Origin of the sequence: Cesiribacter sp. SM1 (assembly GCF_020178975.1) — a bacterium.
Taxonomy (GTDB): domain Bacteria; phylum Bacteroidota; class Bacteroidia; order Cytophagales; family Cyclobacteriaceae; genus Cesiribacter.
On sequence record NZ_JAHXBU010000090.1, the window covers coordinates 195235 to 208626 of the forward strand.

Annotated in this window: 13 protein-coding genes; all 13 read left to right on the forward strand. The window is 42.6% G+C overall.

Features of this window, described 5'->3' with window-relative positions; translation table 11 throughout:
• Nucleotides 1–6: 6 nt before the first annotated feature.
• The 13 genes from KWJ01_RS17300 (at nucleotide 7) to panB (ending at nucleotide 13270) form a co-directional block, all read left to right on the forward strand.
• Nucleotides 7–936 carry a glycosyltransferase gene (locus KWJ01_RS17300; RefSeq protein WP_224998111.1) on the forward strand — a complete coding sequence of 310 codons (930 nt, stop codon included), beginning with the start codon at nucleotides 7–9 and terminating at the stop codon, nucleotides 934–936.
• Nucleotides 918–1817: a bifunctional 2-polyprenyl-6-hydroxyphenol methylase/3-demethylubiquinol 3-O-methyltransferase UbiG gene (locus KWJ01_RS17305; protein ID WP_224998113.1), complete on the forward strand. Its 900-nt coding sequence runs from the start codon at nucleotides 918–920 to the stop codon at nucleotides 1815–1817. Before KWJ01_RS17300 ends, KWJ01_RS17305 begins: the two co-directional genes overlap by 19 nt.
• Entirely contained in the window at nucleotides 1814–3013 is a 1200-nt protein-coding gene (locus KWJ01_RS17310) for a glycosyltransferase (RefSeq protein WP_224998114.1), read from the forward strand. Before KWJ01_RS17305 ends, KWJ01_RS17310 begins: the two co-directional genes overlap by 4 nt.
• Nucleotides 3013–4005, forward strand: coding sequence for a glycosyltransferase family 2 protein (locus KWJ01_RS17315; RefSeq protein ID WP_224998115.1), 993 nt, complete (start codon nucleotides 3013–3015; stop codon nucleotides 4003–4005). Before KWJ01_RS17310 ends, KWJ01_RS17315 begins: the two co-directional genes overlap by 1 nt.
• Nucleotides 3977–4900, forward strand: a complete 924-nt coding sequence (locus KWJ01_RS17320) for a glycosyltransferase family A protein (RefSeq protein ID WP_224998116.1) — start codon at nucleotides 3977–3979, stop codon at nucleotides 4898–4900. The genes KWJ01_RS17315 and KWJ01_RS17320 overlap by 29 nt, the downstream gene beginning before the upstream one ends.
• Nucleotides 4901–5016: 116 nt before the next feature.
• Nucleotides 5017–6240, forward strand: a complete 1224-nt coding sequence (locus KWJ01_RS17325; RefSeq protein WP_224998117.1) for a glycosyltransferase — start codon at nucleotides 5017–5019, stop codon at nucleotides 6238–6240.
• Nucleotides 6221–7264, forward strand: coding sequence for a UDP-glucose 4-epimerase GalE (galE, locus tag KWJ01_RS17330; protein WP_224998118.1), 1044 nt, complete (start codon nucleotides 6221–6223; stop codon nucleotides 7262–7264). The genes KWJ01_RS17325 and galE overlap by 20 nt, the downstream gene beginning before the upstream one ends.
• Nucleotides 7222–8214, forward strand: a complete 993-nt coding sequence (locus tag KWJ01_RS17335; RefSeq protein ID WP_224998119.1) for an NAD-dependent epimerase/dehydratase family protein — start codon at nucleotides 7222–7224, stop codon at nucleotides 8212–8214. Before galE ends, KWJ01_RS17335 begins: the two co-directional genes overlap by 43 nt.
• 27 nt (nucleotides 8215–8241) lie before the next feature.
• Entirely contained in the window at nucleotides 8242–9156 is a 915-nt protein-coding gene (locus tag KWJ01_RS17340; RefSeq protein WP_224998120.1) for an alpha-1,2-fucosyltransferase, read from the forward strand.
• A gap of 160 nt (nucleotides 9157–9316) precedes the next feature.
• On the forward strand, nucleotides 9317–9784 hold the full coding sequence (locus KWJ01_RS17345; protein WP_224998121.1) for an Lrp/AsnC family transcriptional regulator: 468 nt from the start codon (nucleotides 9317–9319) through the stop codon (nucleotides 9782–9784).
• Between the two features lie 337 nt (nucleotides 9785–10121).
• Entirely contained in the window at nucleotides 10122–10616 is a 495-nt protein-coding gene (locus KWJ01_RS17350) for a phosphoribosyltransferase family protein (RefSeq protein ID WP_224998122.1), read from the forward strand.
• Nucleotides 10617–11095: 479 nt separating this feature from the next.
• Nucleotides 11096–12169, forward strand: coding sequence for a HAMP domain-containing sensor histidine kinase (locus KWJ01_RS17355; RefSeq protein WP_224998123.1), 1074 nt, complete (start codon nucleotides 11096–11098; stop codon nucleotides 12167–12169).
• 282 nt (nucleotides 12170–12451) lie between these two features.
• A complete protein-coding gene (panB, locus tag KWJ01_RS17360) occupies nucleotides 12452–13270 on the forward strand; it encodes a 3-methyl-2-oxobutanoate hydroxymethyltransferase (protein WP_224998124.1) in 819 nt (272 codons plus the stop codon).
• Nucleotides 13271–13392 lie beyond the last annotated feature (122 nt).

Consider the following 13392-nt stretch of genomic DNA (forward strand, 5'->3'; position numbering starts at 1 on the left):
GAACAAATGGGTGACTTGGCTCCGATTGTAGTATTTGTATATAATAGGCCAAAACATACTGCCTCGACCGTAGAAGCGCTAAGAAGCAATTTTTTAGCTAGTGATTCTGATTTATTTGTGTTTGCAGATGGCCCCAAAAATGATGCGAGTGAGGATCAGTTAAAGGCTATTTATGAAACAAGAGAAATATTCAAAGATATTACTGGCTTTAAATCTGTTACGATTTACGAATCATCCTGTAACAAAGGGTTGGCTAGGTCTATTGTAGAAGGGGTAACTAAGATAGTTGATGAATTTGGAAAGGTAATAGTACTTGAGGATGATCTGGTGACATCTGCATACTTTTTGACCTACTTTAATGATGCTTTGGATACTTATGAGGACAATGAGAAGGTAATGCATGTGAGTGGGTATTGGTATCCCTTGGAACTGGATAAAATATTACCGGAAACATTTTTTTTCAATGTTACCTCGTGCTGGGGTTGGGGTACGTGGAAGCGTGCATGGAAACATTTAGAGCTTGATCCACAAAAGCTGATGGAACAGTTAGAGTATTCTAACAAGCTGAAGTATTTTGATCTGGAGGGATGGGGTGATTTCAAAGGGCAGTTAGTTGCTAATATTTCAGGCAGAATGAGTACCTGGGCAGTACGATGGCACGCTAGCGTGTGCTTATCTGATGGTTTCTCGCTCCATCCCAGGCATTCTTTAGTGAAGAACATTGGTTTTGATGGAACAGGAGTGAATTGTTATGATGATAATGGCCAGGCACAAAACCAGAAAGTTTTAGACAGGCCAATAAATGTGATCAAGCAATGTGCTACAATGGAGAATGGGAGAGCCAGAGCGCGGGCTATTCAATATCTCCAGTCATTGAACAAAAAGCCTACTTATTTAAAAAGAGTTAAAGCTAGAATATGGTCTCTTCTCCACTAACAGGTAAGCCTGCTTTACTTCTTGAGGAAGTACCTACAATTGAAATAGCACAAAAGTATAAGAAGGAGCTTGATTTAGATGTTAATTATATCTTTCAGGGACATAAGACTTTACAAAGGTATTTATGCAGAGAGACTGGGTACAGTTTCTTTTATCCATTTGATTTAGCAGGGGACGGTAAATTTTATTCAAAATTACAACAGTTTGATTGGTATTACATGCCTTGGAAATGGGAGCATAATTTTGCACTCTCCATGATCAGGAATGGCATGAAGATTTTGGAGATTGGTTGTGGAACAGGAGGTTTTATCAATAAAATTTCAAGCTTAAGAGATGTGGAAGTTGTGGGATTAGAGCTGAATGAGGAAGCTGTTGCAGCTGCGAGAACGAGTGGTGCCAATGTACTTAATAACACGGTACAAGAGTTTTCTGTCAATCATGCCGAGACTTTTGATGTGGTCTGCTCATTCCAGGTACTGGAGCATATCAGTGATGTTGATAGCTTTATCCGCTCTTCTGTTGAGTGTTTGAAGAAAGGAGGTAAGTTGATAGTTTCTGTGCCTAACAATGATTCTTTTATCAAGTATGCAGATTATCCCTTGAATTTGCCACCTCACCATATGGGGCACTGGACTTATAATTCATTGAAAAATGTGGCACCCCTATATAATTTAGAATTTGAGAATGCAGTTTTCGAACCTTTACAACATTATCACATAGACTGGTATTTACATGTGATGATGAATGATAAGGCCAGGTTTTCTTTCTTTTTTAAGATGCTTTCCAAATTTCGTCTGAACAAAGCTTTTTCACTTTTGCATAAAAGGGCTGATTTCAACATCAAAGGACATTCGATCACTGCTGTCTATACTAAATCATGAAGGTTCTTCACTTGTGCACTTTTTCAAGTGGAGGTGCTGCTAATGCTGCAGTTCGCTTGCATCAGGGTCTAATGAATGAAAATGTCATTTCAAACTTTTTGTACCTGAAAGGAGAGCCTAGTGCTACCGAACAGCTTGTTATATTCGATGACTATGCAACTGGGCTTGTTTCCAAAATTCAAGACTTTTTTAATGGTAACTGGTTCCATTACAGAGTGAAAGCTAATAAGAGATTATTTGAAATATACAGCTTTCCGAAATCTAAGTATAAAGATTTAGCACAGCATCCCTTAGTTAACCAAGCAGATATCATTCATTTGCACTGGGTTTCTAACTTTATAGACTACCCTTCTTTTTTTAAAAAGCTTGATAAGCCTGTAGTATGGACCTTGCATGATATGAATCCATTTAGGGGCGGGTTTCATTACGAGGAGGATGCCAAAAGAAGTAGCTACCTTCAGGAATATGAAAGGACATTATTAAATATAAAGAAAAAGGCTTTGGCTGGTTTCAAACAGTCAGTTACCTTTGTTGCTCCTTCTAAATGGCTGCTAGAGGAGTCATTGCATAGTGAAATTGGCCGAACCTATCCTCATTACCTTATCCCTTACGGAATAGATGTTGATGTTTTTCATGCTTATTCTCAGAGAGAGGTGCGAACTGAATTAGGAATTGCCGAGCATGAAAAGGTACTTCTTTTTGTAAGTGAGAATGTTGATAACTATAGGAAAGGATTTGATCTTCTTTTACAGGCTCTTCCTTCCCTTGTTGATGAATTTGCAGATTTGAAAATTGTTGCAATTGGCCGTGGATCGGATGCCATACCTGAATATGTTAAACATTTAGGAATGATACATGAACAGCAGTACCTTGCCAAAATATATGCAATGGCAGATGCGGTGGTTTTACCCAGCCGGGAAGATAATTTGCCAAATGTCATGATCGAGTCCCTTGCCTGCGGAACTCCGGTAGTTGCTTTTTCAGTTGGAGGAATGCGGGATGTTATACGGTCGGGTATCAATGGTATACTCGCAGAAGACGTATCCGCAGCTGGATTAAGCAAAGCACTGTCTGCATTACTGGTCAATCTTAATGTGTATGATAGGGCATCGATTCAAAGAGATGCCCATGAACTGTTTTCGTTAAATGTGCAGGCCGAGCGTTACATAGATTTATACCGTCATATTCTTAGCTGATGTTGCCTAAAATTTCAGTAATAACGCCGTCATTCAATCAGGGGCCATATTTAGAGCAAACAATTAACTCAGTAATCGATCAAGGCTACCCCAATATAGAATATATCATAATTGACGGAGGTAGCAAGGACCAGTCGGTTGATGTCATCAGGAAGTATGAAGAGAAGCTTTCGTATTGGGTAAGCGAGCCAGACCAGGGCCAGTCTCATGCCATCAACAAAGGTTTTTTAAAAGCAACTGGAGATATCATAACCTGGATCAACAGCGACGATTTGTTGCTACCCAATGCCCTGAAGATTGTTGCACATGTTTTTAGGGATGATCCAACCCTAAGTCTTGTGCATGGCAATGGCATATACTTATGGCCGAATGGTACTAAAACAGAAGTGCCGGTTTCTCCAGAAGGCTTTCCCTACAAATATTTATCGGGCATGGCATTTACCCAGCCTTCGTCTTTCTTCAGAAGATCCAGTCTGGAAAAAGCAGGATATTTAGACGAGTCGCTGCATTTTGGCATGGATTATGATTTAATGCTGCGGCTTTTTGATGTTGGCAAAACAAGGCAGCTAGATGATTATTTCTCTATTTATCGCATACACCAGGAAAGCAAAACCAGTACCTCCAAAATAAGATTTGCCCGGGAGTGGGCCCAAATATTCAGTAAAGTTGTTTATTCAGCAAATCCGGCTTCTAGAGTCATTAATATTTTAAAAGAACTTGAGCTGTATCAGCAGCCCGGTACAACATATGCTTTCTCAAAACATTATGAGGAGGATTTTTTATATCAATCACTTCTCTATTTTTTAAATTTCCAGATTATTTTCCATTACCAGTCGGCCAGCCTGGAGCGGGCAAAAGTAATCACGCACTGGTTTAAAAAGAATGAACCGCTGTACTTTAATAAATTTGGGTTAAAGCCTGTTTATTATAGGTCTAAATATCTGCCAGCACCGCTGCTCCAATATGGAAGATCAATCCTCGCCAGATATTAAGTTTAGCGTAATAGTGCCGGTATACAACAGGGCTGACATCATTGGAAAAACCATTGAGAGTGTATTGCGCCAGGAGTATGCCTGTTTTGAACTGATACTTGTGGATGATGGGAGTACCGATCATACCTCTGATGTTATCCAAAATTATGAACGCTGCGACCTCAGGATAAAAAGCTACTCTATCAAAAACAGTGAACGCGGCGCTGCCAGAAATTTTGGGATCAGACAGGCTACAGGGAATTACCTTGTTTTTCTGGATTCTGATGATCTGTTTCATGCAGATCATTTATCCACTCTGTGTGCCTACATCATTGCCCTGGGAGCACCTGCTTTCCTGGCAACTAAGTACAATTTCTTTGATGGGGTACGACACTTCCCTTCCGATCTGCAGCCCCTGCCGGAGGGGGATTATGATTACAGGTATATGTTGAAGGGAAACTCTTTCGCCTGTAACTTCTGTGTAAAAAATACGAATGACCTGATTCTTTTCGAGGAAGACAGGTCTGTAGCCTGCTTTGAGGACTGGATGTTTCTGGTAGAGAATTTAAAGCAACACAAGCTGTTTTTGATTGACAGGGTTACTGTTACCATGCACGATCATCCGGGCAGGTCCATGAGAGGGGCTAACGAGGTCCTGATCAGGAAAAGATTGAAAGCTAGCCGTTTTCTGGAGCAGAAGCTCCTGTTTGATAGTAAAGAAAAGCAGGTTTTAAATGCATACAGCTACTACTTCTGTGCCATTCATGCCTATCTTGACTATGATAGAAAGGCAAGTATGCAGTATACTTTAGAAGCTATTAAAAGTATGCTACAACCAAAGTTTTTGCTGATGCTGCCAAAGGTAATATTCGGAAAGCGATTAATCAACAAATTGCTTTCCATGAGGAGAGGTTAAGTTAAGGGAAAAAGTTAATTTTGCAGATAACAAAGCAATGTTTCTTGTTCCAAGCAGGCAAAAGTAGAAACGTTTGCCTGAGCTTACTCTATCATCAGAAATATCATACAACTGGTTTGAAGAATATATTGGTACTTACTTCCTGGAGCTATAAGGATGCCTTGATCCAAACCTATACCCTACCATACCTGAAGATCATTTTAAAAAAATTGCCGGAAGGGAGCAGGGTTTTTTTATTGACTCAGGAACAGGAAAGCCTGAAGATGCGGCCGGATGAGCTGACAGCTGTGAAAAAGCAGTTGATGGAGGATGGTATTGTGCTGCTTCCTTTTAAATATATTCCATTCGGCCCACAGGCAGGCCTGGCCTGGACGAAAAGTTTACTTTTACTGAAAAAACTGGTGAAAGCAGAAGGCATAGACTATCTTCATGCTTTTTGTACGCCTGCTGGTGCTATTGGTTATATGCTGTCGCTCATAACTGATAAGCCGCTGGTGCTGGATAGCTTTGAGCCACATGCAGAAGCCATGGTAGAAAATAAAACATGGCGCCCGGGCAGCATCTCCTATAAAGTACTTCTGTTACTGGAAAAATTGCAGTATAGAAGGGCAAGCTACATTGTTTCTGCTACTGAAGGTATGAGAAAGTATGCCAGGGAAAAATATGGCGTAGCAGAGAAAAAGATGTGGGTAAAGCCAGCTTGTGTTGATCTTGAATTGTTTACATCTGCCAAGCTTAAACAGCAACGGTTGTTGAATGAACTGGGCCTGCAGGACAAGCTGGTTTGTGTGTATGCTGGAAAGTTCGGAGGAATTTACCTGGACCAGGAGGTTTTCGATTTTTTTAAAGTTGCCTATGACTATTGGGGTGATCGGTTCAGAGTATTGCTCCTGACGAATCAGCCCAGAAATGATATAGATACTTGGTGCAAAAGGGCAGGAGTTCCTGCAGAAATAGTTCTTGATTTGTTTGTGCCCCATTCAAAAGTAGCTGATTATATGGGTTTAGGCGATTTTGCCCTGACACCGGTAAAGCCGGTGCCTACCAAGCGGTATTGTACCCCTATCAAAAATGGAGAATATTGGGCGCTTGGGCTGCCCGTTGTAACCACGGCAAACATATCAGACGACTCTGGAATTATTGATCAGAATAGCATTGGGGCTGTTATTGAGACGCTTAATGAAGAGCCTTACCTGGCAGCTGTGAAGAAAATCGATAGCTTGTTAAGTCAGCCGAAGGAAGAAGTTTTTACTAAAATTCGTAATATTGCTAAACGCTATAGAAGCTTTGATATAGCAGAGCATGTTTATCAGGAGATTTATGGAGCAAAAGAAAAATAAAATATTAATAACTGGCGGCTGCGGGTACATTGGTTCACAAACCATAATAGAACTGGTTAAACAGAATAAGTATGAGATAATATCCGCAGATAATTTTATAAATTCTTCTGCTGCTACGCTGGAGCGCATAAGGGAAATAAGCGGACGCGAGATCAAAAATTATGAATTAGATCTCCGGGATAAGGAAAAGACGCTTAAGCTTTTTGAGGAGAATAAGGATCTTGTTGGGGTGATACATTTTGCAGCCCTGAAATCTGTGCCGGACTCTGTAGCAGATCCTATTTTGTATTATGAAAATAACATTAGTTCTTTATTGAATATACTGTCTGCATGCGACCAGTATCAGGTTGATAACCTGATTTTCTCCTCCTCCTGCTCTGTTTACGGAAACGTAGAAAAACTTCCGGTTGATGAAAATACGCCTCTCACCAGGGCTGAATCTCCCTATGCACATACAAAACAGCTTGGTGAAGACATCATTAGGCACTTTGCTAAAACATCATCGGTTAAAACCATAGCGCTGCGATATTTCAATCCTGTGGGCGCTGATGCATCCGGCAAAATAGGCGAGAATCCTATCAACAGGCCTAATAATTTAGTGCCGGTGATAACGCAAACAGCAGTTGGTAAAATTGAACAGCTTACTGTTTTTGGTGGGGATTACGATACGCGTGATGGTTCATGTATACGGGACTATGTGCATGTTGCCGATATTGCCAAAGCACACATACTGGCGTTAGGTTATCTGATTGATGATAAAAACAGGAGTAATTTCGAGATCTATAATCTTGGTACTGGTCAGGGCGTTACGGTGTTGGAAGCCATCAAAGCTTTTGAAGAAGTAAGTAAGCAAAAACTTAATTATATAGTAGGTCCTCGTAGAGAAGGCGATGTTGCCAGTATCTACAGTAACAGCCAACTGGCAGAGGAAAGATTAGGTTGGAAGGCTGAAAATGATATCTATGATATGATGAGTAGTGCGTGGAAGTGGCAGTTGAATCTGGAAAAAGAACAAGTAAAATAGATATGAAAAGGAAAGTTTTAATTACGGGCGGCGCTGGTTTCATTCCAAGCTCATTAGCCGATCGTTTGGTGAAGGATGAGAATTATTTTGTGGTGCTTGTTGATAACATGCTTACAGGCAAAAAGCTGAATGTTACCAAAGCTCCAAATTGTAAATTCATCAAGTGCGATGTAAACTCCTATAACGATATTGCTCCGGTAATGACTGCTTATCAGTTTGATTATGTTTTTCACTATGCAGCGGTTGTGGGTGTGCAGCGAACACTTGATAATCCTGTAATGGTACTGAATGACATACAAGGTATCAAAAACGTACTTGATCTTGCAAAGAACACAGGGGTTAAACGTGTGTTCTATTCTTCTTCCTCGGAGGTGTACGGTGAGCCTGTAGAACTGCCGCAACGTGAGCTAACAACACCACTTAACTCCAGGCTGCCTTATGCAGTTGTGAAGAATTTGGGAGAAGCTTTTTGCAGATCTTACAAAACAGAATACGATCTTAATTTTACCATATTCAGATTCTTTAATACCTACGGGCCCAAGCAAAGTGAAGACTTCGTAATTAGTAAATTTCTGAATCTTGCCCTGCAGGGAAAAGATATACCTGTCTATGGTGATGGAAACCAGACACGGACTTTCTGTTATATAGAAGACAACCTTGATGCAACCCTGAAAGCCCTTAATCATGATTTATTTGTGAATGATGTTGTTAATATAGGCAATGACCAGGTTTACACTGTTAAAGAATTAGCCGAAATAATTATAGAGGTAACAGGTTCCGACTCAAAGATTGTTCATTTACCGGCTTTAACTGAAGGAGATATGAATCGCAGGCAGCCTGACGTAACAAATATGAAGATTCTTTTAGGAAGGGATTTTAAATCCCTGCAGGAAGGAATAGAAGAGATTTTAATATTAAGAGGGAAAAAAGCAAGAATCACCACTTATTAAACGGAACTCTACAAAATATCTTTGCTTATGGTGATTGTAAGCTCGAGAGCTGGACAGTTGGCTAATAGAATTATCCATTTCTCAAATTTTATAGCAAATGCAATAGAGCACGATTACCGCTTACTGTATCCTTTCTTTGATGAGTATAGAGAGTATTTTGAGAAAATTGAACAGAATGATTTTGATGGCTACAAAATCAGTTCCCGGCTTGTACAGAATAAATGCCTTAATACTTCCTTATCTAACTACCTATTCTTTTTTCACAGGCTGTTTAGGAAAGTAGGTCTCACTAAACTTCCTTTTCTGGAGTTTCATTCAGTGCTTACTCATGATGAACAGGATTTGGCATATAGTATGGAAAATCCTGCTTTTGTGGATTTAGCAAAGAAAAATCTGCTGTTAACCTTTGGGTGGTCATACAGAGATGAGGTGAACTTCAAAAAGCATGCTTCCTTTATCAGGACCGTTTTTACACCACTGCCTGTTTATCAGGAAGAAACAAAAAGAATACTAGCCGAATGTAAATCTAAAGGGGAGGTAGTTGTGGGCATACATATCAGAAGAGGTGATTATAAAGCTTTTAATGGAGGAAAGTGGTACTTCGAGGATGAGGTTTATTTAGAGAAAATGAAGCAGATGAGGGCTCTCCTCAAACAACATGGTAAGACTTGTGTATTTCTAGTTTGCTCCAATGAGGCTGTTAATGTTGATTATTTCTCTGAACTAGATGTAGTTGCCGAACCAAAGCATTTCATTGTAGATTTATATGCACTTGCAAAGTGTGATTATCTGATTGGACCACCGAGTACATTTACCATTTGGGCCTCTTTTTATGGGCAGGTACCACTATTCAAAATAGAAAGAACCGATTCTCCGGTTATTCTGTCCAATTTCAAGATACACTATAAGTGCCTTCAGACCACTGAATCAGTATTGAAGTAAATAGCAGAATGATATTCTGTTGAAATTGTAATCTTTTGTTGCCATTTTAAGATTCTTCCAAACCATCTACCGATTCATACTTCCAAACAAAATAAAAACAAAATAATCTGTAGCAGATTTAGGGATTAACGCTAATTTTGTGCTGTTAACCATTCTGACAATGAATTATAAGCTCGATCAGATCGACCGCAAGATTCTGGAGATTCTACAAAATAACGCGAAGATCACCAATGCACAGCTTTCTAAGGAAGTAGGGCTATCGCCGGCACCAACGCTGGAACGGGTAAAAAAGCTGGAGCAGACAGGCATCATTGAAAGCTACCATGCGAAACTGGACCCCGCAAAAATAGGCTTAGGCGTTTCTACCTTTGTGCATGTAGGCCTTAAAGGTCACAATAAGGAAAATATTGAGGTGTTTCTTTCTGCCATCCGGGGCATCGACGAAATTATCGAATGTCACCACGTAACCGGCACCGGCGATTTTATCCTACGTGTGATTGCCAAAGACATTACCTCTTACCAGCGCCTGATGCTGGAAAAGGTAAGTGAAATTCCGGTGGTGGATAACCTGCAATCGATGGTGATCCTCTCTACCTTCAAGGAAAAGAAAAGCATGCCCCTCCCATAGGGTCTGCGAAATCTAGAACAGAAGTCTTTGCTTTACGGTAAAGACTTTTTTTATTTGAGGAAGGGTAGGGCAGGTATATGGTATCTGGTATAGCGTATATGGACAAAGGCAAATTAGCAGCCGCTGAAAATGGTCAGTGGTGGCGGTTGAGGAACATGTGCCCAAGGTTGAAGCCCTGGGCTAAGCACGAGCAGCAACATCATGTCACTAAAAAACTTTGTCCGAAGCCAGGCATAGTTAGCCCCGGGCTTTAGTCCGGGTTCCGCTCAAGCCCAACCTGACCCTAATGAGCCGCAACGGCGGTCCGTCACATTAATAAAATAGCACATTAACACCCATGTCCCTAATACTCCAGGAAGCGCAAATTCGGCAGAAGGTTCGCAGAATTGCTTTTGAGATTTACGAGAATAATTTCGAGGAGCAGGAGCTCTGGCTGGCCGGTATAGAAGGGCAGGGCTGGAATTTTGCCCAGATGCTGCAGGAGGTGCTCCGGCAGATCAGTCCGCTAGAGGTGTCGCTTATGCGCATTGAGTTGAATAAGTTTACACCCTCTCAGACCGAGGTGCTGCTGCATGATGCTCCTGAATCGTTCGCAAATAAAACGGTGATCCTCACCGACGATGTGCTCAACACCGGTCGCACCCTTGCCTACAGCCTGAAGCCATTCCTGCAGCAGCCGGTCCGCAAGCTGGAGATTGCCGTGCTGGTAAACAGGAGCCACACTACCTTTCCGGTGCAGGCCAAGTACACTGGTTACGAGCTGGCCACTACACTTTCCGATCATATAGAGGTGCAGCTGTCGGCCGAAAAGATGGCCGTTTACCTGCAATAGCAGAATAAGGCACAGAATACGCTACTTTTGGCCAAAGCCTTGCATGCTTGTGCTGCATGAAGCAGCGCCTGCATCTGTAGTAATGGTTTAAGTAAGTGTGGGTAAATAGCTGTATATGAGTTATTAATTTAGTTATTGAGTGGGGTGCGGATTTAGTTGCATCCCTTTCTTTATTTAAATAATACTAAACATTACATTGCAATATTGCTGCTGATATTCAATGTACACAGAATGGCATAAGCTGTATTTTTAAGCTGCAGAAATACTTACCGGGATGAATCATTGTGTGTAGCAGACAGACATGCTGTCTCTAAGGGGGTTTGATTGCCTTTGGAATGGCTTCATGGAGCCTGTATTTCTTAGGCTGTCTCCGAAATAAAGGGGCTGCCTCCGTGGACTGTCAGCCAAAAATAAAGTGGCTGCATTTCTGTTTGCGGCATAAGCATGACGGTGTGTACTGCATCATAAAGAGTTGAAAAATGGCTGAACAAGCATTTATGAAAAGTGAGCAAAGGCATGGAAACCTGTTCGATAATTCGCTGGTGGCCATGCTGCGGGCTGATATTATCAGCGGGGAGATCCTGGAGGCAAATGGAAAAGCCTGGGAGCTGATTGGCCTGGCACCCGGCCCCGGGGTTTCGCTTACTGACTTTTTCATAAATGATGATCAGCGTGTGCAGGTTTTAGCGCTGCTGCGCGATAACAGACTGGTCGAAAACTATGAAATAGAAGTACGCAGCAGTGATGAGCGTTCGCTCTGGATCTCCATGTCGGCCTGCTATTATCCTGTGGAGGGAATGATCGAATGTGTGCTCAGGGACATCACAGAAACCAAGCAGACCCTGCTGGAGCTTCAGAAGGTGAATTTTGAGCTTGATAACTTTGTATACCACGCCTCGCACGACCTTCGCTCCCCGCTTAGATCAATCCTGGGGCTGATTAACCTGCTGCGGATAGAAGACAATGAAAAAGCAAAGCAGAACTGCGTAGACATGATCGAGGGCAGCATTAAACGCCTCGACAACCTGGTGCAGGACCTCCTGAGCATGAGCCGCAATAACCGCGTGAATGATGCCCATGTAGAGGTTAACCTGATGAATGAGATCAATTACTCCTTTGCCAACTTTTACCACGTATCGGATACCAAAAACCTGGAGATCGTTACTAAGGTGCGGCAGCCGGTAATTTTCAAATCTGATATTACACGCATCCGCATTATTTTAAATAACCTTATCTCCAATGCCATCAAATACCGCAGCTATGAGCGGGAGCGCTCTTACATACACATCGATGTAGCGGTGAGTGAAGCAGAGGCGGTGTTTGTGGTAGATGATAACGGCGAGGGAATACCTGCATCCAAGCAGGCAAATATATTCGATATGTTTGTGCGGGCATCTGAAAGCAGTGAAGGCTCGGGTTTGGGACTTTACATTGTTAAGAACGTGCTGGAGAAACTCAAAGGCACCATTACCATGGAGTCTGAAGAAAATGTGGGGACCCGCTTTACTGTTCGCTTACCCAATAATTTAATTGAAGAGCCTGTAATCGCCTAGCAAAGAAGCTTAGCGGAAGCTTTCTCAAAACTGCCCCGACTTTCCCTTCTTTCCTGAGCTGCGCTGTCTACAAAAGTGGGGCACTCCGGGGGAGCTTGCTGGCAATGAGCAGTAGATCTGAATTCACGGAGTGCCTTTGCGCAGCCGGTGATGATATCCGGATTGTGTGGGGGTAGTGTATGCTGTTTATCAAATATCCTTATTGACAGTATCAAAAAAGCCGGATGTTTGGATTTACCAAAACCTCCGGCTTTATTTGTGCAGCTTCAATATTTTTCAGCCATGTCAGTACATAAATCAAGCATCCGCAAAATTACCACCCACCAGCTGCAGGAAATGAAAAGCAGGGGAGAGAAGATCTCCATGCTCACTGCCTATGATTATTCCATGGCGCGTATTCTCGATGCTGCCGGTACAGATGTGCTGCTGGTAGGCGATTCGGCCTCCAACGTAATGGCGGGTAACGATACCACCCTGCCCATTACCCTCGATCATATGATCTGGCATGCCTGTGGCGTGGTAAAGGCAGTGCAGCGTGCGCTGGTGGTGGTAGATATACCTTTCGGTAGTTACCAGGCCAACAGCACAGAGGCCCTGAAGTCGGCCATCCGTATCATGAAGGAGAGCGGCGCCCATGCCATTAAAGTAGAGGGCGGCCGGGAAATACAGGAGTCGGTGATCCGCATCCTCAGTGCCGGGGTGCCGGTAATGGGACACCTGGGCCTTACCCCTCAATCGATCTACAAGTTTGGTACCTACAGTGTAAGGGCCAAGGAGCAGGCCGAGGCCGAGCGCCTGATAGAAGATGCCATTATGCTGGAAGAATGCGGATGTTTTGCGCTGGTGCTGGAAAAAATTCCTGCTGCACTTGCGCAATCGGTAGCACAAAAACTGAAAATTCCGGTAATTGGCATTGGTGCCGGTGCCGGTGTAGATGGCCAGGTGCTGGTGGTGCACGATATGCTGGGCATTACCCAGGATTTTAAGCCCAGGTTTCTGCGCCAGTATGCCGATCTGAACACCATCATCAATGATGCAGTTGTACGCTATATCAACGATGTTAAATCAAAAAGCTTTCCCAGCGAAGAAGAGAGCTACTAGGGGAGTGAGTGGCCGCCGCTTAGGTGAGTGAGTCGCTGCTGCTGAATAGACCATATGGGGCGGCGCCGTTCATTTTTAACGCGGCGGTAGCGGCTGGACAGAAAGACAAATAACAGATAGAA